Source organism: Rhizobium sp. NLR10b (assembly GCF_019685435.1).
Lineage (GTDB): Bacteria > Pseudomonadota > Alphaproteobacteria > Rhizobiales > Rhizobiaceae > Rhizobium.
Map to the genome: position 1 here is coordinate 253,362 of NZ_JABDWV010000007.1, position 20,558 is coordinate 273,919.

The window sequence follows — 20,558 nt, forward strand, 5'->3', positions numbered from 1 at the left end:
CCGGCTTTCATTCTCGGAACCAAAAGCGCCCGCATCGACTTTCACCCCTGAGTTATCTTGGAGGTCCCCTGATGGACAGAACACCGAAAACGGCCATCCGCGGAATGATGTCCTATGTGCTCGCGCTTCTTGTCCTCGGCATCCTGGCGGGCGCCGTTTATACGCTCTACGGCCATCCCGCCGATCCGTCCGAGCAACCAGCGACTGAGACCATTCCGCAGAAGGCGACAGCTCCGCAGTGAGAGGCCCCACAACAGCTTTTTGATTGATCGCCCTCCGGAACGAATGGTGAAAGAGGGGCGCTCTGCCGGATCCGGCGCCCCACCCGGTCCGGTCGTGTTGCAACGCCTGCGCTCCACCGCGAAACGCCGCGCAAGCGGCAACCAACAGGGCTTCGGAAGGCAAGGCAGAAATTCTGCCGCAAGTCCTTCCCACCATTAGAGAGCTTATGTTTATAGGGGGAACAACCTGCGACAGGGGGAAATCGGCACCCGAACAGGCATCCCGAAATCGGGGAGGGTCAACGCGGCGGGTCGGCCCGCTATGGCGGATTTTGCGCTCGGACAATGTGAACAGAGGAGTTCGCGGATGAAAGAACATGCGGTCGTGATATCGGGAGGAGGGCCGACGGGGCTGATGCTGGCGGGCGAATTGGCCCTCGCGGGCGTCGACGTCGCCGTCATCGAACGGCGCGAGAATCAGGAGATCGTCGGTTCGCGGGCCGGCGGTCTGAGTTCGCGCACGCTCGAGGTCCTCGACCAGCGTGGCATCGTCGACCGGTTCCTCAAGGAAGGGCAGATCGCCCAGGTCACAGGATTTGCGGTTAGCCGGCTCGATATCAGTGATTTCCCGACGCGGCACAATTACGGGCTGGCGCTGCGGCAGAAGCATATCGAGCGCATTCTGGCCGACTGGGTCGGCGAGCTGCCGGTGACGATCTATCGCGGCCGCGAACTGGCCACTTTCCGGGAGGATGAGGCCGGCGTCACCCTCGACCTCTCCGATGGGTCGTCGCTGCGCGCGGGCTATCTCGTCGGCTGCGATGGCGGCCGCAGCCTGGTTCGCAAGCTGGCCGGCATTGCCTTTCCGGGATGGGATGCGACGACCAGCAATATTCTCGCCGAGGCTGAGATGGAGGAGGAGCCGCCGCTCGGTGTCCACCGCACTCCGCTCGGCATGCATGCCTTCGGCCGCGAGGAATATCAAATCCGCGATGGCAAGGTGGTGTTTGCCGGCGAAGGTCCGATCAACATCATGGTGACGGAACAGACGGCCGGCGGCGCAGGCGAGCCGACGCTTGACGATCTCAGGCAAGCGCTCATCGCCGCCTGCGGAACCGATTATGGCATCCACGGCCTGAGGTGGATTTCCAGGTTCACCGACATGTCGCGCCAGGCGGAGGTCTACCGCAGGGGCAGGGTGCTGCTGGCAGGTGATGCCGCCCATGTGCATTCGCCGGTCGGCGGGCAGGGGCTCAATACCGGTGTGCAGGATGCCGTGAACCTCGGCTGGAAGCTCGCCCCGGTGGTGAAGGGCGTATCGCCTGAGGCCTTGCTCGACACCTATCACGCCGAGCGTCATCCGGTTGCCGCCCGCGTGCTGCGCACGACGATGGCGCAGGTCGCATTGCAGCGGACCGATGATCGCACCGAGGCTCTCAGAGAGGTCGTGCTGGAACTGCTTGGCCTGGAGGAGGCGCGCAAGAAGATCGCCGCCGAAATGTCCGGGCTCGGCATCCGCTACGACCTCGGCGAGGGGCATCCGCTGCTCGGCCGCCGCATGCCCGACCTCGACCTGGTCACGCCGGACGGCCCATTGCGTCTCTTTACCCTGTTGAAAAACGCGAGGCCGGTGTTGTTGAACCTCGGACCGCGCGGCAGCCTCGACAGCGGGCCATGGTCAGGCCGCGTGCCTTTGGTCGATGCGCGCTATGACGGGCCATGGGAGTTGCCGGCGGTGGGGGCGGTCGCAGCCCCGACCGCGGTGCTGATCCGGCCGGACGGTTATGTGGCCTGGGTGGGCGAGGGGTCTCAGGATGGCCTCGACGCCGCGATGAACACCTGGTTCGGGCCGCCCCGCTGACAGACTAAAAAGCCGCTGAGCTAGGCAGCCAGCGAAATCGGCGCGACGTCCGGCATTGGCTCCGGCATCGGTTTGCCGCGGCGCTCCCAGGTGCGGCGGCTGATGCCGAAGGCCTCCCAGGGGCGAGCTGCGCTGAGCGAATTGTCGAGATAATCGGCCCTCGACACGGCGCCGGCGGCCCGCCGCCGCTCTTCCTTTCGGTTTCGGTCGCGCTGGCGCCGCTTTTCCTTTTGCAGCCTCGCTCTTTTCGCCTTCGGCACGTCGAAGGCGCCGATGGTGCGAATGTCGAGCGCGCTGCGTTCGGCAAAGCTCAGATGCAGGGCGTGACCGAGCGCGTCGGCGGTCAGGGGAGAAAAGCGCAGTTTCGTGCGCTCATAGATGATCACCTCGATCGCGGCTTTCTCAGCCCAGGGCAGCCATCGCGCCGCCCAGCCGAGAACCACCTCGACAAAGTCTTCCCCGAACTCGACAAAGGCGAGACCGGCGATCACCTCGACATAAATGAAGGCGTCATCCGCCTCGGGTACGATGGCGCCATGACGATGGCGGATCAATTTTTCGATCTCGCGCATCCTTCCGCGGAAATGGTTCCAGCGGCCGCCTCGCATGCGGCGCTGCACGGCCTTGTAACCGAGCAGGCAGTCGCCGATTTTGATCGCGGTAACGTCCCGCGCAAGACCCTCCGCACGCCCGGCCTCGTCAGCCGGATCTGCCGAGCGAGCCCCTTCATCCGCGCCGACGAGACGATCCATCGTTTCTCCTTTGCGACCAGGCCCGAGAGGCCGAAACGCGTGATCGTAGCGGAAGTGGGGGCGGTGAAGCTCGCTTTTTCTGCGTTATTCTCTCAGTTATTTTAAGCGAAGCTCCCGCTATCCCGGCAGCCCCGCGATATCAAGCGCAGCGCCGAGAGACGCCGCCAAGGCCGGGTCGCAGTCGACGCCGGAAAATTGCATGCCGTAGCGAAAAGCAGGCTGCAGTTCCAGAACGCGAGCCGCCGCACTTCTGGCGTCGCTGAGACGTCCGAGTTTTGCAAGCGAGGCCGTCAGGAGCATGTGCGAAATGCTGTGGCGCGGATTGTGTTGAACCGCCCTGTAGGCAGCTGTGACGGCCTCTTCATATTGTCCCAGTTGGAAGTGACCGAGCACCAGCGCATGGAAAGCCGACCACGCCCAGGGATCGAAAGGGCTGAGACGCAGAGCCCGCTCGCCCCATTCGATGGCGCGATCAGCCTTTCCAGCCCAGCCGAACATCACGCCGCCGACGATATAGGTGATCGCCGAAGATGGGCTGACGGCGAGCGCCGCCTCGGCCGCGGCGAAGGCGGCGTCACGATCATGTTCGTCCATGCCGATGGAAAAACCTGCAAATGTCAGGGCAAGCGCATCGTCCTGGCCGTAGAGAATGGCCGCCCGCGCATGCCGGACCGATGCCAGACGATGGTCTTCAAGCAAGCCGGCGCGCAGGAAGAGGCAGTGATGGCACATGGCCGCGAAGGCATGGGCCAGCGCATAGCCGGGTTCGAGTGCAAGCGCCCGCTCCAACAGCGCCAATGCCCCTGCTGCCTCGGTCGGCATGCCGCAATAGACGTCGGGCTGGGCCTGCAAAACGAGGTCGTAGGCGTCGAGGTTTTCGGGCCGCTTGCGCTTGACGCGCTCCAGTTCCGCCCGGCGCAGGCGCGGCTCGATGGCGCTGACGACGTTGAGGGCGATTTCGTCCTGCAGATCGAAAATGTCGGCGAGCGGGCGGTCGAAGCGTTCCGTCCACAGCAGGTTTCCCGTTTCGGCCTCGATCATCTGCGCCGATAGCCGCACACGACCGCCGGACCTGCGCACGCTGCCTTGCAGAATATAACGCGCGCCGAGCTCCTGGCCGATCTGTTTCACGCCGAGAGCTTGGGGGTCGTAGGTGAAGCTCGATTTCGGCGCGACCACGAACAGCCAGTTCACCCGGGAGAGCCCCGCCGCTATGTCCTCAATGACACCGTCCGCGAAATATTCGTCTTCCTCGTCGCCATTCGAATTCGAGAAGCGAAGCACGGCAACGGACGGTCTGGATGGAAGGGCAGACACGGGCAGTGTCGGCTGGGCCGCGATGGCGGGCAAACTTTCGCTGGTGACCGCCGGCCCGATATAGCGGTAGCCCCGCCGCGGCAGGGTTTCGATCCAGTCCGGCCCTCCGCCCGTAGAAAGAGCCCGGCGTATGGCCGCCATCTGAACGGTAAGATTGCTGTCCTCGATGGCGAGACCGGGCCATGCGGCTTCGATCAGCGCCTCCTTGCCGACGGGCGTTCCCGCCCGTTCCAGAAGCACCCGCAAGAGCGCCACGGCGCGTCGCCCCAACCCCAGCGGCTCTGCTCGGCAAAACAGGATTTCGGCATCCGCGTCGAGGCAAAACGAGCCGAACTTGTGCATCGCAGCCATGTGTCGAGGAAATATCATTCGCAGAAATTTTGCAACAATTTCGCAAGACCTTTGCGACTTCGAGGCGGGAAGGCGGCATCGTTGAAGCGGCTGAAAAGGCCGCATGTTTTCGGAAAGTGGAGGAGAGTGAAATGAGTGCGAAAGCCGTTGTTCGAATGCCGGGTGAGGGCAAGGAACTGAGCCTGGCCGGCAAGCCGTTGAGGTTCCTTGTGGCGGGGGAAGACACCAGGCATACTTCTATGTTCGACTGGACGTTGCCGCCGGGTTTCTTCACCGGGCTTCATGTTCACCGCGTCCAGGAGGAAACCTTCTTTGTTCTTGAAGGCGAATGCGAATGGGAGGTCGGCGGCCGGAAGATCACGGCGAAACCCGGTACCTATGTCTTCATCCCGCCAGGCGTTCCCCACAATATCGGCAATGCCAGCGGCAAGGCGGCAAGGATGATCATGACGGTCTCGCCGCCCGGACACGAACACTATTTCGAGGAGCTCGCAAAACTTGTCGAACAAAGCAGCCCTCCGGATGCGGGCGCCATCGCTGAACTGAGGGAGCGGTACGACACGACGCAGATCTCGACGCTGCAGAAATAGGATGTGATCGGGGGTTCCCGGGCGCCTGCGGTTGGTCCTGCGCGGGATCCCGGGCCCCGTTGATTTCTATTGGGAACGTCCCGTGTTATCATGCCCGGCCTGACGTCATCAGCCGTATTGTCAGTACAGAGACTTGTCCGATGAGCGAAGTGGACGTGCTTTTTGCCAGCCTGCGACAGGCGGCTGACCCGCAGACGGTCGAGTGCATCGAAAATGTCGTCAAGCACGGCGCCGATCGGGATCTCAACCGCGTCAATGCGCTCGCTTTCGCCGCCAAGCACCATCTTGACGAAGAGAAGACCATCGCCGCCTTTCTGCATGCGGCCCGCATCGGCGCATTCGAGATGACCTGGAATGTGCTATGCCCGGGCTGCGGCGGCGTCCTCGACAGCGGCGCAACCCTCAAAGGGGTCAACCAGGACAGCTATCATTGCGCCCTTTGCGCCGCCGGATACGAGCCGACCCTTGACGAGATGGTCGAGGTCACCTTCACGGTCAGTCCGCGGGTGCGCCGGATTGCCGCGCACGAACCCGACCGGCTGCCGCCGCTCGAATATTACCGCCAGATTTTCTTCAGCTCCGGCGTCGACCTGCCGGAGGATCTGGAAGCCAGGTTCGACCGCATCCTGCTGGAACTGATCGAGCTGGCCCCGGGCGAGAAGGCCTTCGTGTCGCTTCAGCTGCCGGCGCAATTCGTGATCATCTTCGATGCGGTGACCCATTCGGCGCAGTTCGTCGATGTGCAGGGGGAGCCGACCGACGAGCGCCAGAACCTCTCGATGGTCATCAGTCGAGGGCATGCGCTGAACGAAACCGTGACGCTGCGTCCCGGCTCGCTGCGGCTCACGCTCGAAAATCACACCGATCGCCGGGTGGTCCCGAATGTCTGTATTGCCGGCGATGACCTGCACGACCTCCTGGGCCGCAGGCGGGAGTTTCTGACGGCCAAGCGCCTGCTGACGAACCAGAGTTTTCGTGACATCTACCGGACCGATACGCTCGATGTCGACCAGCGCCTGAAGATCACCAGCCTGACGTTCCTGTTCACCGATCTCAGGGGCTCGACCGCTCTCTATGAGCGCGTCGGCGATCTTGCCGCTTTCGATCTGGTGCGGGCGCACTTCAGGGTTCTTCACGAGATCGTCGCCACCGAGGCCGGAGCGGTTGTCAAGACGATCGGTGATGCCGTGATGGCGACTTTTCCGAGCCCGGACCGGGCGGTGGCGGCGGCGCTGAGGATGCGCGAGGCGATGCGGCGGCTGAATGCCGAACACGGCAGCGAAGACCTCCTGCTGAAGATCGGCATCCATGAGGGGCCATGCCTCGCCGTCAACCTCAACGACAGGCAGGACTATTTCGGTCAGACGGTCAATATCGCCTCCCGCGTCCAGGGCCTTGCCGACCCGAATGTGATCATGACGACCGAGGCGATCGTCGAAGATGCCAATGTCTCGGAGATCCTGCGCGACAGCGGCGTCACATCGGCCTCACGAATGGCGGAGCTTCAGGGCATCGGCAGGGAGGTCAGGATCTTCGCCCTGTCGTGAGCCTCATCCACCGACCAGGCTTCACTGCGGAGCATCGAGCCTTCTGCATCGGCATCTCACGACCTCGACGCCGCGTTTGGCACGTTCCCTCTCCCCGTTGGAACGGGGAGAGGGGCAGCCATCGGCGCCAAGCCGACAACTGAGGCACATGACGAAGGAGAAGGCAGTTTACGCCACCAGCCCCTTGGTCAGTTCCAGCGCCTGCCGCTCGAACAGCCGGCGATAGATGCCACCATTAAGCCGGATCAGCGCCTGGTGATCGCCTTCCTCGACGATTCTGCCCTTGTCGAACACCAGCAGCCGGTCCAGCGCCCGCACCGTGGAGAGCCGATGCGCGATCACAAGCGTCGTGCGGCCGTCCATCAGGCGTTCCATGGCTTGCTGGATCTGCACTTCGCTTTCGCTGTCGAGGCTCGACGTCGCCTCGTCGAGGATCAGGATCGGGGCATCGGCCAGGAAGGCGCGGGCGATGGCGACACGCTGCCGCTCGCCGCCCGACAGCTTGACCCCGCGTTCGCCCACCATCGTCTCATAGCCCTTCGGCAGGTCCACGATGAAGCCGTGGGCATTGGCCTGTTTCGCCGCCTGCTCAATTTCGCGGCGCGAGGCGTTCGGCCTGGAATAGGCGATATTTTCCGCCAGCGTGCGGTGGAACAGGATCGGCTCCTGCTGCACGATCGCGATCTGGCCGCGCAGGCTCGATTGTGTGACCTCGGCGATATCCTGCCCGTCGATCCGGATGGCGCCCGAGTTCACGTCATAGAGGCGCTGGATGAGCTTGACGAAGGTGGTTTTGCCCGAGCCCGAATGCCCCACCAGCCCCACACGCTCGCCCGGCCGAATGGTGACCGAGAAGTCCTCGTAGAGCGGGTCGGGATGCGCGCCATACTGGAAGGTGACGTAATCGAATACGATCTCGCCCGCGCCGATCGCAATCGGCTTGGCGTGCGGCTTGTCCTCGATGCCGAGCGGCATCCTGTCGAGCAGCACCAGTTCCTCCATGTCGTTGACAGCGCGCTGGAGGTTCCGGATGTCCTGGCCGACATTGCGCAGATAGCCCTGCAGAACGAAGAACATCGCCAGCACGAAGGTGACGTCGCCGGGGCTCGCCAGCCCCTGCCGCCACATGATCAGGCCCGTCCCCAGAATGCCGGCCTGCATGGATACCATCATGAAGCCCTGGATGGTGCCGCTCAAGGTGCCGCGCTTCCATGTCCGCCGCGTGCGGCTGTCCCATTTCGCCAGCACATGGCGCAGGCGGGCTTCTTCGCGGGATTCGGCACCGAAGGCCTTGACCACCGAATTGCAGCTGATCGCATCCGCCAGCGCGCCGCCGAGCCTGGTGTCCCAGGCGTTGGCGAGCCTTGCCGCCGGCGATACGAAGCCCATGGAAAGCGCCACGGTGACGCCGATATAGACCAGCGATCCGAGAGCCACGATCAGACCCATGACCGGCCAGTAGCTGCCGAGCACGATACTGGCGCCCACCAGCATGACGATGGACGGCAGCAGCGCGACAAGCAGCAGATCATTGAGCGAGTCGAGCGCCCACATGCCGCGGGTGATCTTGCGCACCGTCGAACCGGCGAAGCTGTTGGCGTGCCAGTCGGTCGAGAACCGCTGCACCTTGTGGAAACCGTTATTGACCACATCCGCCATGATGCGCAACGTCAGCCGGATGATGCCATTGAAGATGAACCAGCGCAGTGCCACGCTGATAAAGCCGAGAACGACGACGACGGCAAAGGCGCTGAGTGCGCCGTCGGCCGCGTTGCCGCCGGCAATGGCGTCGACGATGCGGCCGGAAAATACCGGCACCATGACCTCGGCCAGCGTGCTGGCGGCAACCAACACGATGATAACGCCCACCAAAACAGCACGGTGGCTCCAATGATGAAGAACAAAGCCGAGCACGTGACGATAGGCATCGGCGCGGAAATCGAGCTTCTTGCGAGTCATTTTTACAAGCCCGGCCCGTATCGGAAACCGGTCCTCAAAATCGAGAGTTGAAAGGCACAGCCCGCGCGGAAGACGAAGTAATGCCGTCAGATCAATCGGGCTGAGGGAAGAGAAAACCGCATGTCGCGCGCGCTTGAGGCGGGGCGCGAATGGATATGACCTATCGTCGGGACATACCACACGGGAAGGCTTCGATGATTGCTGATGTCATTCAACGCCTCCCTTTTGTTCGATCTGAAGCGGTAGCGTTTTGTAGCGAAGCAATTCGCCGTTGCCAAGAGGGAATCTACAACCGTACGGAAAGTGATGCGAAAACGACACAATTTATGGGCTGCGAAAACTCGTGGCGCCGCCGAGGCCTTTGCGCAGGTCTGTTTGGGCTGTCGGATGATTGTTAGTCTTTGTTTCGTAGCCACGGCCTGCCAGTGGCTGGGACCAACGGTCAAGACAAAACCCACTCCATCAGCGCATTCTGGGCGTGAAGCAGGAATGCTTTTGCGGGACGGCTTTGGCAGGCAGGGTGCAACATCGCGTCGGCCGTTACTTCCTGTCCCCTTGCGACGGGCGGGCAGGGCAAGAAGATCGTGTCACGCCGTCCTTTGTCGAGGAGCGTTGCCGTCACCTGATATTCCGTCAGCTCGCTTTCCTCCGCGTCTTTCGGCCACGAGTCCGTGATGACGACGTCCGCATCGAGGGCATGACTGATATCCCGGCTGATTTCGAAATTCGGATTCAGGAGATGGGGATCGGCTACGTGCCAGCGCTCCGGATAGACTTGGACGACGCGGATGGGCATGGATTTCGCTGCCTCGACCCAGGAACGAAGAATGTTGGCATCTGGCGCGATCCCGACAACCTTCAGGTCTTGCAGCGATCCCCTGACGCTCTTGATGTAGGCGAGATCGCCGAGCGTCTCACACGGATGATTTAGTCTTGTCCGGGCATTGATGACAGGCGCATCCATGACCGCCGCGAGCTCTTGCAGGGTAGCAGTTCCTTCGTCCTGACGACGAGAAGATCAAACCAATTGTCGAGATAGTCCGCAAGGTCGGCGGTGGTCTCGCGGGCGTTGAAGCTGATTTGCGGTTGCACGCAGACGCCGCCCATGGCCTTCACACCGAGGTCAAAGGCGGCCGTATTGCGCCATCCCGTGTCATCGACGATAAGGCTCACCCGTTTGCCATGCAGGGATTGCGGCATGGTGCGGCCCGCCCAATGCTTCGCAAGCTGGCCGGCTCGGTCGATAATCGCAGCGACAGTGTCCAGCGGCAGTGAGTGGAGTTCAAGGAAATCTCTGTTCAGCGTAGGATCCACGGTGTTTCCAATGTTTCTCTTGGCTATGCAGCCGATCGACCGCTCTGCAACGGTTATCGCGGCTCCTGATGCGCCAAACCTCCCATTGCCATAAGCGGACTTTTCAGTAGCTGCACGAGCGAGCATTGCCGGGTCTGAAACCGCCCGCACAGGCCGGGTTCCTCGAAGTATCCAGCTGATATTGATAATCCTCCCGATCCAGCCTCGCGGGCGAGGTACAGGAAGCCGCGAGCGTGGACGCGCCGATCATCGCGCTGGTCGCGAACAAGGTGAGGAATCGGGTCATCTGAGCTTCTCCTGAGGGTGGTCTCGGCAATCTATCATGCCGGCACAAACAGATGCGAGAACCGGAGAGGGCAATCACGCTCATCTGATAGGAAATGGCTTCGATGATGAAGGGACCGCTCTTCGCTCCATGGGAAATTCAGGGGTAATTTTCTCGGACTATTCTGCGATTATGGAAGTAAGTCCGCAGTGTTGGCAAGCGAATGATTCCCGATTTTGTCTTGAACAAATCGACGATTTTCAGTAGTATTATCGCATAAAAAAGTAATATAAATGGGAGGTTACTATGTCGGAAGCTCGGTTCGAGCCGGTTTTTCTTCATCGTCAGCATTTCGTCGCCGAGATCACGTGTCTCGACGAAATCTTCGAACTTCTGGATGAGTGGCCGCAGGACAAGCGAGGTCTGGCATATGACACGCTGCTGAAGGCGTGCAGGGATACCGCCAAGGGGCATTTTCCGCTCAGCGCTGCGCGCGAGAATTTTCGCCGTTTTCTGAAGATGTCGGGCATGCTCGACAGCGGTCCCAAATTCGAGGGGATGGGCGATCGAAACGTCGGCAATGCTTGAAGAGCCGAGTCTGTTCGTAACGATCTGAGCCGGCGTGCCGCTACGTCATAAGCGGCGCGTCCGGTCGCGAATCTCCGGTCAGCCAGGGCCGGCAGCCGCCCAATCGCAGCGGAAGACCAGCATGGGCTTCGAAAATCCCTTGATGCGCCGGCGCGTCGCGTGGGCAAAGAGGTCGCCAGCGCCATATTCCCGGAATACATTCTCGGACACGAGGATCTGGTCGCTGGCTGCGGCCGCGCAGAGGCGGGCTGCGAGCTGCACCGTGGAGCCGAAGAGATCGTTGCTGTCCTCGACCGGCTCACCGCAATCGAGCCCGATGCGAACATGGATCGGCTCGGCCTTGCTGCCGTTGTAATGCTGGAATTCCTGCTGGATCGCCATGGCGCATTCGACGGCCGCGGTCGTCGCCGCGAAGGCCGCCATGATGCCGTCGCCGGTGTGCTTCACCTCGCGGCCGGAATTTTTGCCGAGGCACCGGCGCACGATCGCGTCATGAGCCCTGACCAACTCTGTCCCCATGCGGTCGCCGAGGCGCGCCGTCATCTCGGTCGAGCCGACAATATCGGTAAAGAGGATCGCCCGGTGGCCAGGATCCATCTGCGGCGCGGATTGGCCGGGCGCCGGATCGGGGTCATTAATGCGACCGAGAAAGGCCTCGACGGCCGACAGAGCCACCTCGACGACCTCATTGGCGACGAAACCGTGCGCCTCGCGATGTACGCAGTGGACGGTTTCGACATCGGGCGCATCCACCAGACAGAAGGCCGTCCCGCGCCGCTCGTCGAACCAATACGTCAGAAACTTGACGCCGTATTGATCCTGAATGTCGATATCCATGCGATGCGCCTGGGCAACCTCGGCGGCCGAGGTTCCTTTGAGGTAGTGCCGGTCCATGAAGATAGGCATCGCGTGTTCTCCCAGATCCGCCGCGTGCAGGTAGTGGCATTGTACGATCAGGAAGCATTCCCGTCCACCTTCGGGACAAGCAATGGCAGATCGTTGCAAGGCGTTGCTTCCGGAAAGGCAACGTGTTGCTGCACATTCAGTAGAATATGCATGGATGTCGGCGGTTTTAATGAGTAGGCGTGGTGGGTTCTGTCTGATATTTACCATAATCGGTCGTTTAATGCTGATAGCCAGATTTCCGGAACCCCCTCGAGAAGCTTCAGACATTTCCTGTTTCAAGCGTCGCCTGCCGGATCCCGCCGTGAGAGATATGTCTGTCACGGTCATGGTGCCAAGGATCGAAGGCCGCTGCCAACGGCATGCTAATTGCATATTATCGGTTAGCTCGCCGAAATTAGGAAAAGCTGTAGCAAAGTGAGACAGACGGCAAATTTTCGACCGGTCGGCTTGGCCTCAATGGGGCTTGGGCATTATGCCGTTATCAACTCTGTGTGGGATGCCGCGCGCACGCTGCTCCGTGACTGGCCGGTGGATGACGGCGAAGAATATTTCGAAGCGGTCAAAGCCTGCCTGGATGCGATTACCGGCGATCTCCCGCCGGATCATGTGCGCGCCGTCTTCATCAGGGCGGCGCAGGAGGCGGGCATCGCCGTCATAGAAGCCGCCGACTGACCAGCGGCAGCATCCTAGCTCCCGTTTCTCTTTCCGTTTTCATGACAAGCTCGTCGTCGCGCTTGACTTCTTCGAGCGAAGGTCTAAAGTAGAACAGAACATGAACATTGGAGATGGTCGTGACACATACCGAACAGGTGATCGCCAACGCCCTTGCCCTCGTCGAAGCCTCCCGGGCGGCCCGCGAGCGGGACCAGCAGCGCCGCGCCGCTTGGCAGAGAAAGGTGGAACTCAGCCGACCGCTGCCGCCCTTGCCGCGTCCGGTCCAATTGCCGCTGGCGCTAAACTGATGCAGCCGAGCTTGAAATCCCGTCAGGCCAGGCTTGATCAGTTGGAATCCGATGATGCTTGGGAAGTGGAAGCTGTGCTCGCCTGGCATGACGATGATGCCAAGGCGGCGATCCGCTCGCTGCTCGATGACTGCAAGCATCTGCGCCGGCAACTGGCGCTGGCCGAACGGGTGATGAGCCGCGGCATGGCGCGCGGCTGGACGCCGCGTTACGAGCGCGACGCGCTTTAGCAATCGGGCGCAGGCAACTGAAGCAGCGACTGACGGGGACGCAGGCGTTCGGCTCGCTTCAGCAAAACACCTTGGCGGCCGTGACTTCGACTTCCACGAGGAATTCCGGGCGGGTGAAGCCGCCGACGATGATCAGTGTTGAGGCCGGCTTCGGATCGAGCGTGTAACGATCCCGCACGGCCATGTAGGCTGGGAAATCCTCTCGCTTCGTCACGAAGGCGGAGATGCGGATAACGTCGGCAAAACTCATCTCGGCCTCGGCGAGAATTGCCTTGATGGCTTCAAAGCAGAGTTCCGCCTGTGCGCCGATATCCTCCGGTACCGCCTCGTCGGGGCCGATGCCGAGCTGGCCCGAGGTCACGAGCAGGGAGGCGCCCGGCGGCACCAGCAGCCCGTGATTGTAATGCCCGAATGGGCGGCGGACGGAGATCGGGTTAAAAACCTTCTTCATCGGAAATCCCTGCCTGAACCAGGTGTTTCGGCGGACAGTCCTTCCGCATGCTCAGAAGCGCTCCATCGCGCTCTTCACCTTCTGCAGAAACCGTGTCCGCGTTTCCTCGGTACAATTATTCATGTCGTAATGGGCAAGAAAGGTGACCGGCCGCAGCGGGTTGATCTGCGCTCGCAGCACGCGCTTGACGATCTTCCTCGGCGGGTTGCCAGCCACGAAGGCGCGGAACGGCGTCGCGCCATAAGTCAGCACGGCGGCAAGCTTCCTGATATGGCGCAGCCGCGATTCCACCTTGCCGTCGACCAGTTCAAAGGAGACACCGGGAAGCCAGACGCGATCGAAATATCCCTTCAATATCGCCGGGAAGCCGAAATTCCAGACCGGCGTGACCAGCACCAGCCCTTCGGCCCGCTTCAGCCGCTCGACATAGGATTTCACCAGCTCGGTATTGGAGGGATAGTCGTGATAGCTGAGCCGGTCATGCCGGGAAAGAACGGGATCGAAATTCTCGGCATAGAGATCGCATCCGTCCACGTCATGGCCGGCTTTGCGCAGGCTTTCCAGCGTCTGCTTGTAGAGCGCCTTGCCGTAGCTTTCCTCCACCGGATGCGAATGCAGCACGAGAACCCTCATGAGGCCTCCATGAGGCCCGCAAGGCCGGGGAAGAGATAGTTCTTGCCGGCATTGAAATCGAAGTCCGGGTTCTCCCAGGCGATCATCTTGCCGGGGTTCAGAAGCCCCTTCGGATCGGTTTCCTGCTTGAAGGCAAGCTGCACCTTGTCGGTGCGCTTCATGCCGCCTTCCTCGAGCGTGTAGCGGTGCGGGTTGAAGATCGGGCAGCCGTGATCCTGATGGATCCGGATGATCTCTTCGAGGCGCTCTTCGGTGGTGTAGCGCACCAGCGGCAGGCCGGAGCACTGGATCTGCCCGTCGAATTTGATGAACTCTAGATGCCCCGGAACTTCGTCGCCGAAGATTTCCACCATCTTGGCGACCTTGGTCACGTGATCCGGCCCCGGATACTGGACCTGCAGATAGGTGAAGCCCGGATCGACCTTCAGCGCCCGCAGCGTCGTGTGGTTCCAGGCAAGTTCATAGGCATGCGGGATGCCCTTCATGCTCTCGACCTTGTCTGAGCGGAAGATCACTTCGCCCTTATGGGCCGAGGTGAAGGCCAGGAAAGCGTCCATCGCATGCGGCGCGATCATCAGCACCACCACCGACTGCCCCTTGCGGATGTAGGGCTTGTGGCGGGTGAAATAGTCGTGCGGGATCGGAGCGGCGATCGGCGCGATTTCCTTGACGAGAATGCCGTTGCATTTGGCGAGCGCATCGGAGAAGCGCACGGCAGCCATGAAGTCGTCATAGCCGACGAGAACGTCCACCCAATCATAGGCAGGCGCCAGCGGCATTTCGATCTCGGTGATGACGCCGTTGGTGCCGTAAGCGTGACTGACCTTCTGCAGGTCCCAGCCGGTGAGATCGAGCACGCGCGGCTCAGCCTCCATGGTGACGACGCGCAGGCGCAGAATATTGCCGAGATCGCGCAGGCCGCCCCAGGTGATCGAGCCGACGCCGCCGGAGCCGCCGGCAATGAAGCCGCCGACGGTCGCCATCTGCGCCGTCGAGGGGTGGAACCGCAGTTCCTGGCCGGAATGCGCCTTGGTCTGCTTGTCGAGCTGGGCAATGATGATGCCCGGCTCGCAGATCACCCGGCCGGGATGAATTTCCTTGATCTTGTCCATGGCGGCAAGGTTCAGCACGATCCCACCGGAAAGCGGCATCGCCTGGCCGTAATTGCCAGTGCCGCCGCCGCGCGGCGTGACCGGCACGCCATGCGCGAAGGCGACCTTCAGCGTCCGGATGACCTCTTCTTCGTTTTTCGGGGTAACGACGAGATCGGCCGTCACATTGTCGAGCTGCGCCTTCAGGATCGGCGAATACCAGTAGAAATCACGACTCTTCTGGCGCACCAGTGCCGGATTATCCTCGATGGCGATGCCTTCGAGTTCCTTTTTGATCGTCTGATAATCCGGCATGTCAGGCTCCAACGACGCTGTCGAGTTCACGATAGTCCGGCAGGCTGCGGTCGATCACCTTGCCGCGGCGAAGGACGACGCGGTCGGACTGCGGACGGGAAAGAAATTCGCTCCAGCGCCTGGCGCTGAAGAGTACGAGATCGGCCGCGGCCCCGACGGCGATACGCCCCATATCCGGCCGGCCGAGAATATCGGCGGGCGAGGTGGTGACGACGCGTGCCGCCGTATCCAGCGGATGGTCGAGGTGCAGGATACGGACCGCCTCGCGGAACACCTCCACCGGATCCAGATCGCCGTAGGCATAGAAGGGATCGCGAGTATTGTCGGAGGCGACTGCGGTGGCAACGCCGGCCGCGGCCAGTTCCTTGAACAGGGTGACGCCGCGCCAGCGTGGTGTGCGGCCGGGATAGCGGTCCTGCAGATACGTGTTGCACATCGGCAGCGAGACGATGGCGACACCGGCCTCCGCGACGAGATCGACCGTGCGTTTTGCCGTCTCCTCGTCCTGGCGGGCGAGCGAGCAGCAATGGCCTGCCGTTACCTTGCCGCCGAATCGGTTGCGCAGCACCGCTTGCGCAATCGCCTTCAGGGTTTCCGCAGCCGGATCGTCGGTCTCGTCGACATGAAGGTCGACATCGAGGCCATTCTCGGCCGCAGCGCTGAACAGCGTGTCGAGTTGGCTGTCGAGATCGCCGCTCATCCGGGTGACGCCGCCGATCAGCCCACCCTTTTCGCGCACCACGGCGACCAGATCGGCGAAATAGGCCGCGTCCGCCATGTTTTCCATCGGAAACAGCGCCACCGCCTGTAAGGCGATCCTGTCCTTCCAGACATCGCGCATTTCGGCAAAGACTTCGAATGAAATGCGGTGCTGCGGCGCAAGGGAATCGAGATGGGTTCGAATGAGACTGGTGCCGTGTGCGTAGGCGGATCGAAGGGAAAACTCCATGCGCTTCCTGACGTCGGCAGCCGACCAGTGCGCCTCGCGGTCTGCGCGCACGGCCTCCAGTGCTCCCGGGAATGTGCCGTCCGGATTGGCGTTGCGCGGCCAGATGTGGCCCTTGTCGAGATGGGTGTGCATGTCTGCGAAGCAGGGCCAGACCATGCCCTCCTTCAGGTCGGACTTCGCCAGTTCCACGGGCGCTTCCCCGGGCGGCAGTACACCAGCAATGATGCCGTCGGCGATGACGATATCGGCTCGGACGAGCCCCTCGATAACAGGCGCCTCGTAACCGGCGACGGCGGCGGAGGGCAGGGTCGCATTGCTCAGCACGAAGCGGCCGGCGTTGGGCGGGGAGATGAGCGAATAGGTCATCAGTTTTCCCGTTTCAGGCTGCTTTCGTGCCAGCGGTGCAGGGCAAGCCACGAAATGAACGAGGTGACGGCGAAAATCGCCACGCCAAGCAGCGAGAGCATCAGCAGCGCCGCGAATAGCCGTGGAATGTTGAGCCGGTACTGCGCTTCGAGCAGCCGGAAGGCGAGTCCTGAGCCTGCCCCCGCCGAACCTGCGGCAAATTCCGCGACGACGGCGGCAATCAGCGCAAGGCCGCCGCCTATCCTGAGGCCGGTCATGAAATAGGGCTGGGCGGCCGGCAGCTTGAGAAAGAGCAGCGTCTGCCAGCGCGAGGCGCCGTAGAGCTCGAAGAGGTTGATGAGATTGTGATCGACGCTTTTAAGCCCCTGAACCATATTCGAAAGGATCGGGAAAAAGGCGACGAGGAAGGCGCAGATCAGAAGCGCCACCTGCGTTGACGGCGCATAGATCAGGATCAGCGGCGAAATCGCCACGATCGGCGTGACCTGAAGCATGACGGCGAGCGGATAGAAAGCGAGTTCGATCCAGCGCGACTGCACGAGGAAGACTGCGAAGCCGACGCCGCCGACGAGCGCCAGCATCAGCGACATCAGCGTGATTTTGGTGGTGACCCACAGGGCAGGGGCAAGCGTGCCCCAATCCGTGATGAAAGCGTTGGCGACCGCCGCCGGACCCGGCAGAATATAGGGCGGCACGCCGGACAGTCGGACATAGGCATACCAGATCAGGATCAGCGCCGCGATGACCAGCAGCGGGATCATTATGCGCAGCGCCAGATCGCGGCCTCGGGCGCTTGCAGTGGTTTTGACAAGCAGCGGCGCCGCGGCCGTTTCATCACTCATCGATGGTCCTCCACCGCGTTGATCGCCCCGATCAGCGAATGCGACACCGTCTCGCAAGCTCTGCGGTATTCTTCCGAGGTGCGGTAATGGGCATCGCGTTCAAGGCTGGTCGTGAGCGGTAGGTCGGCATGAACGCGCCCAGGCCTTGCCTTCATCACGACGATGCGGTTCGAGAGATAGGCGGATTCGAAGACCGAATGAGTGACGAAGATGACTGTGATGCCGGTCATCTTCCAGAGCCGGAGCACGTCGTCGTTCAGCTTCTGGCGGGTGATCTCGTCGAGAGCCGCAAAGGGCTCGTCCATCAGCAGCAGCTTCGGCTTGGTCACCAGCGCCCGGGCGATCGAAACGCGCATCTTCATGCCGCCTGATAGTTCGCGCGGATAGGCCTTGGCGAAATCCTGCAGGCCGACGGTTGTCAGCACGTCCAAGATCTGGTCGTGCGCCGCCATCTTCGAAATATGCCTCAGCTTCAGCGGCAGATGCACATTGTCGAACACGGTCTTCCAGGGCATCAACGTCGGCTCCTGAAAGACGAAACCGATATCCCCCTCCGGAAGGCCCTTGGAATTGATCCGAGAACTCGGCCAGTCGATCGCGCCTGACGTGACATCGCCGAGGCCGGCGATGATGCGCAGCGCCGTCGACTTGCCGCAGCCGGAAGGACCGAGCAGGCTGATGAACTCGCCGCTCTCCACTGTGAGCGACATCTCCGAAAGGGCGACGGTTCCGGTGGAGAAGGCTTTCGAGACCGATTGCATGACGACCAACGGCCGCTTGCGCATCTCTTTCGGGGATAGGGCCTGAGCTTCTGCTGGGGGCATTGGCTGTCTCGTTCATCAGGGAATGGAATCCGCCGTATGCGGCGGATCGCCGACGGAATCTTCGGCTTACTTCTTCATCGCCATTCCCGTGCCCTTGCAGACGAATTTCGTCGTGAAGGCCTTGGTGTAATCCGTCTCCGCCTTGAACACCTTGATCGCTACCATTTCGTCGAAGAAGCCCTTGTAATGCGCCTCGGTCAGGCAGCCGATGCCCTTGTCGAGGCTGTCGCCGGACTCGATGATGCCGTACTCCTTCATCTTGGCGATGGAATAAGCGATCTGACCATCCGTCATTTCGGGATTGTCCTTTTTGATCAGTTCGTTGGCCTTGGTGTTGTCGCCGTAGAGATAGTGGTACCAACCTTCGATCGAGGCATCGACGAAGCGCTGGACGAGATCGGGCTTGCTGTCGATCATCGCCTGCGTGGTGGTGATCATCGTCGAGTAGGGAGAGTAGCCGTTGTCGGCGAGCAGGAAGACTTTCGGCTCGAAGCCGGCCTGCTTCTGAATCTCGTAGGGTTCCGAGGTGAGATAACCTTGCTGCGCGGAATCCTTGTCGGCAAGGAAGGGCGCCGGGCTGAAATTGTAGGGCTTGTACTGTTCGTCGCGGAAGCCTTTGAAGTTAGCCTTCATCCATTCGAAATAGGTGAGATAACCGTCCTTGCCGAGGAACAGCGTCTTCAGCTTGGCGAGATCTTCGAATTTTTCGATGCCGGCATCGGGGTGCGCGATCAGCACCTGCGGATCCTTCTGGAAGATCGCAGCGACATCGACGAGCGGAATGCCCTGCTCGACCGCCGAAATCTCGCCCTGCGGCCCGCCCATGTAGAAATCGATCTTGCCGGAGATCAGCAGCGCGCTGTTGGCGGCGTTCGGGCCGCCCTGTACGATGGTGACGTCGAGGCCGTGTTTGGCATAGGTGCCGTCGGCGACCGCCTGGTAGAAGCCGCCATGCTCGGCCTGCGCAAGCCAGTTGGTGCCATAGGTGACCTTGTCGGCCGCCTGAGCGGACGCGATGGAGGCAATCATGCCGCCGAGCCCGGCCAATGCGGAAAAGACCCTGTTCTTCTTTGTCATGGGCATGATCGACGTTCCCCTTCTGAGTTCGCAGCCGTCGCGGCGACGTCCGATTTTCTTCATAGGAGCCGTTGCTTTGCTCTTTGAAAAGCATCAAATTTCGTGCGCAATGATGCCTTTTCGGCATCTCACCGAAAGCCTGTGCCCATTTTACGCTGCGTGCCTGATATTTGTGCAACGAGGTTCTGATGCTGCATTCCAGAAAGCTTCTCTATATCAACGAGATCGCGCGTTCGGGCTCGATCCGCAAGGCGGCGGCACGGCTGAACGTGGCCTCTTCTGCGATTAACCGGCAGATCCTTGCGCTGGAGGAGGAAATGGGCGCGCCGCTCTTCGAACGCCTGCCGCGCGGATTGCGGCTCACCGCCGCCGGCGAGCTCTGTATCGAACATATTCGCGACGTGCTGAAGAATTACGAGCGGCTGGAGGGGCGTATCCGCAGCCTGAAGATGCAGCAGGCGGGCAAGGTTCGGCTGGTGACGACGGTCGGCCTTGCGGCAGGGCCGCTGCCGGAAATTATCGCCCGGTTCCAATCGGAACATCCGCGCGTCTTCATGCAATTACGCAACGACGCCGGCACGATGACGGTCAACCCGGTGCTTTCAGGTGAGGTGGATATCGGCCTCGGATTCAATATTCCGGCAACGCCCGGCATCCGCACCCTCGGCAATTTCGACATACCGATCGGCGTGGTTCTGCCGCCCGGCCATCATCTGATCGGCCCCGGTCCAATCAATCTCGCGGATATCGTCCAGGAGCGCCTGGTGCTGGCGCAGCAGGGGACCAGCCTGCGCGACGTGATCAATCTGGCCCTGGCGCGCCTCGACGTCCATGTCGAACCGGTGCTCGAAACCAATGCCTCGGAGATGCTGAAGAAGCTGGTCAAATCGGGGGCGGGGCTGACGATCCTGAACCCGCTCGATGTCATCACCGAATGCAGGCAGGGCGAACTGGTTTTCCGCCCGATCGCGGAGCCGCATGCGCGCCATCAGCCGATGAAGCTTTTTGCCCGCGCCCGCGCGCCGCTTGATTCCGCCACCAGCCTGTTCGTCGAGTACCTCCTGGCTGAACTGGCCGGCCTGGTGCAGGAGCTGCAGGCGAAGGGCCACATTGCGGCCTATGCTTCCGCCGCGATGTGAGCCACCGC

At 61.7% G+C, this 20,558-nt stretch carries 20 protein-coding genes and 1 pseudogene; 9 read left to right on the plus strand and 12 right to left on the minus strand.

Annotated features, from left to right (window positions below; genetic code table 11):
- Positions 1-71: 71 nt before the first annotated feature.
- Together HJB91_RS13990 and HJB91_RS13995 are read left to right on the plus strand one after the other, a co-directional pair.
- Positions 72-242: a hypothetical protein gene (locus HJB91_RS13990; RefSeq protein WP_221122857.1), complete on the plus strand. Its 171-nt coding sequence runs from the start codon at positions 72-74 to the stop codon at positions 240-242.
- Positions 243-588: 346 nt separating this feature from the next.
- Complete coding sequence (locus HJB91_RS13995) at positions 589-2,082, plus strand: FAD-dependent monooxygenase (protein ID WP_221155020.1); 1,494 nt, start codon at positions 589-591, stop codon at positions 2,080-2,082.
- A gap of 20 nt (positions 2,083-2,102) precedes the next feature.
- Here HJB91_RS13995 and HJB91_RS14000 read toward each other — a convergent pair whose 3' ends face one another.
- Positions 2,103-2,834, minus strand: coding sequence for a hypothetical protein (locus tag HJB91_RS14000; protein WP_221155021.1), 732 nt, complete (start codon positions 2,832-2,834; stop codon positions 2,103-2,105).
- Between the two features lie 117 nt (positions 2,835-2,951).
- A complete protein-coding gene (locus tag HJB91_RS14005; protein WP_221155022.1) occupies positions 2,952-4,502 on the minus strand; it encodes a winged helix-turn-helix domain-containing protein in 1,551 nt (516 codons plus the stop codon).
- A gap of 131 nt (positions 4,503-4,633) precedes the next feature.
- On the opposite strand from HJB91_RS14005, the gene HJB91_RS14010 reads away from it, so the two are divergent.
- Together HJB91_RS14010 and HJB91_RS14015 are read left to right on the plus strand one after the other, a co-directional pair.
- Positions 4,634-5,092, plus strand: a complete 459-nt coding sequence (locus tag HJB91_RS14010; RefSeq protein ID WP_221155024.1) for a cupin domain-containing protein — start codon at positions 4,634-4,636, stop codon at positions 5,090-5,092.
- 140 nt (positions 5,093-5,232) lie between these two features.
- The gene (locus tag HJB91_RS14015; protein WP_221122862.1) at positions 5,233-6,639 is read left to right on the plus strand and encodes an adenylate/guanylate cyclase domain-containing protein; all 1,407 of its coding nucleotides are present in this window, start codon (positions 5,233-5,235) and stop codon (positions 6,637-6,639) included.
- 168 nt (positions 6,640-6,807) lie between these two features.
- On the opposite strand, the gene HJB91_RS14020 is transcribed toward HJB91_RS14015, so the two are convergent.
- Positions 6,808-8,598 carry an ABC transporter ATP-binding protein gene (locus HJB91_RS14020; RefSeq protein ID WP_221122863.1) on the minus strand — a complete coding sequence of 597 codons (1,791 nt, stop codon included), beginning with the start codon at positions 8,596-8,598 and terminating at the stop codon, positions 6,808-6,810.
- Between the two features lie 442 nt (positions 8,599-9,040).
- A pseudogene (locus tag HJB91_RS14025) lies at positions 9,041-9,912 on the minus strand (ornithine carbamoyltransferase).
- 571 nt (positions 9,913-10,483) lie between these two features.
- Between HJB91_RS14025 and HJB91_RS14030 the strand changes: the two are divergent.
- Positions 10,484-10,765, plus strand: a complete 282-nt coding sequence (locus HJB91_RS14030; protein WP_210631434.1) for a DUF982 domain-containing protein — start codon at positions 10,484-10,486, stop codon at positions 10,763-10,765.
- 78 nt (positions 10,766-10,843) lie between these two features.
- Here the strand turns inward: HJB91_RS14030 and HJB91_RS14035 are convergent, their stop codons facing one another.
- Positions 10,844-11,671 carry a nickel-binding protein gene (locus tag HJB91_RS14035; RefSeq protein WP_221155105.1) on the minus strand — a complete coding sequence of 276 codons (828 nt, stop codon included), beginning with the start codon at positions 11,669-11,671 and terminating at the stop codon, positions 10,844-10,846.
- 414 nt (positions 11,672-12,085) lie between these two features.
- On the opposite strand from HJB91_RS14035, the gene HJB91_RS14040 reads away from it, so the two are divergent.
- From HJB91_RS14040 to HJB91_RS14050, 3 genes are all read left to right on the plus strand, one after another.
- Positions 12,086-12,343: a DUF982 domain-containing protein gene (locus HJB91_RS14040; protein WP_011425300.1), complete on the plus strand. Its 258-nt coding sequence runs from the start codon at positions 12,086-12,088 to the stop codon at positions 12,341-12,343.
- A 119-nt stretch (positions 12,344-12,462) separates the two neighbouring features.
- Positions 12,463-12,633: a hypothetical protein gene (locus HJB91_RS14045; RefSeq protein WP_162039352.1), complete on the plus strand. Its 171-nt coding sequence runs from the start codon at positions 12,463-12,465 to the stop codon at positions 12,631-12,633.
- Positions 12,633-12,863 (plus strand): hypothetical protein, encoded by a 231-nt coding sequence (locus HJB91_RS14050; protein ID WP_221146575.1) that lies wholly within the window; start codon positions 12,633-12,635, stop codon positions 12,861-12,863. Before HJB91_RS14045 ends, HJB91_RS14050 begins: the two co-directional genes overlap by 1 nt.
- A gap of 58 nt (positions 12,864-12,921) precedes the next feature.
- On the opposite strand, the gene HJB91_RS14055 is transcribed toward HJB91_RS14050, so the two are convergent.
- From HJB91_RS14055 to HJB91_RS14085, 7 genes are all read right to left on the minus strand, one after another.
- The gene (locus HJB91_RS14055) at positions 12,922-13,314 is read right to left on the minus strand and encodes a RidA family protein (protein ID WP_210631431.1); all 393 of its coding nucleotides are present in this window, start codon (positions 13,312-13,314) and stop codon (positions 12,922-12,924) included.
- 51 nt (positions 13,315-13,365) lie between these two features.
- Positions 13,366-13,947, minus strand: a complete 582-nt coding sequence (locus HJB91_RS14060) for an NAD(P)H-dependent oxidoreductase (RefSeq protein WP_210631430.1) — start codon at positions 13,945-13,947, stop codon at positions 13,366-13,368.
- Positions 13,944-15,353 carry an FAD-binding oxidoreductase gene (locus HJB91_RS14065; RefSeq protein WP_221102540.1) on the minus strand — a complete coding sequence of 470 codons (1,410 nt, stop codon included), beginning with the start codon at positions 15,351-15,353 and terminating at the stop codon, positions 13,944-13,946. Before HJB91_RS14065 ends, HJB91_RS14060 begins: the two co-directional genes overlap by 4 nt.
- 1 nt (position 15,354) lies before the next feature.
- Positions 15,355-16,668, minus strand: coding sequence for a cytosine deaminase (locus HJB91_RS14070; RefSeq protein ID WP_221155025.1), 1,314 nt, complete (start codon positions 16,666-16,668; stop codon positions 15,355-15,357).
- Entirely contained in the window at positions 16,668-17,510 is an 843-nt protein-coding gene (locus HJB91_RS14075) for an ABC transporter permease (protein WP_221155026.1), read from the minus strand. Before HJB91_RS14075 ends, HJB91_RS14070 begins: the two co-directional genes overlap by 1 nt.
- A complete protein-coding gene (locus HJB91_RS14080; RefSeq protein WP_221122866.1) occupies positions 17,507-18,334 on the minus strand; it encodes an ABC transporter ATP-binding protein in 828 nt (275 codons plus the stop codon). Before HJB91_RS14080 ends, HJB91_RS14075 begins: the two co-directional genes overlap by 4 nt.
- A gap of 66 nt (positions 18,335-18,400) precedes the next feature.
- Entirely contained in the window at positions 18,401-19,417 is a 1,017-nt protein-coding gene (locus tag HJB91_RS14085) for an ABC transporter substrate-binding protein (RefSeq protein ID WP_221146578.1), read from the minus strand.
- Between the two features lie 182 nt (positions 19,418-19,599).
- Here HJB91_RS14085 and HJB91_RS14090 point away from each other — a divergent pair, with 182 nt between their 5' ends.
- Positions 19,600-20,550, plus strand: a complete 951-nt coding sequence (locus HJB91_RS14090) for a LysR family transcriptional regulator (RefSeq protein ID WP_210631424.1) — start codon at positions 19,600-19,602, stop codon at positions 20,548-20,550.
- Positions 20,551-20,558: the final 8 nt, after the last annotated feature.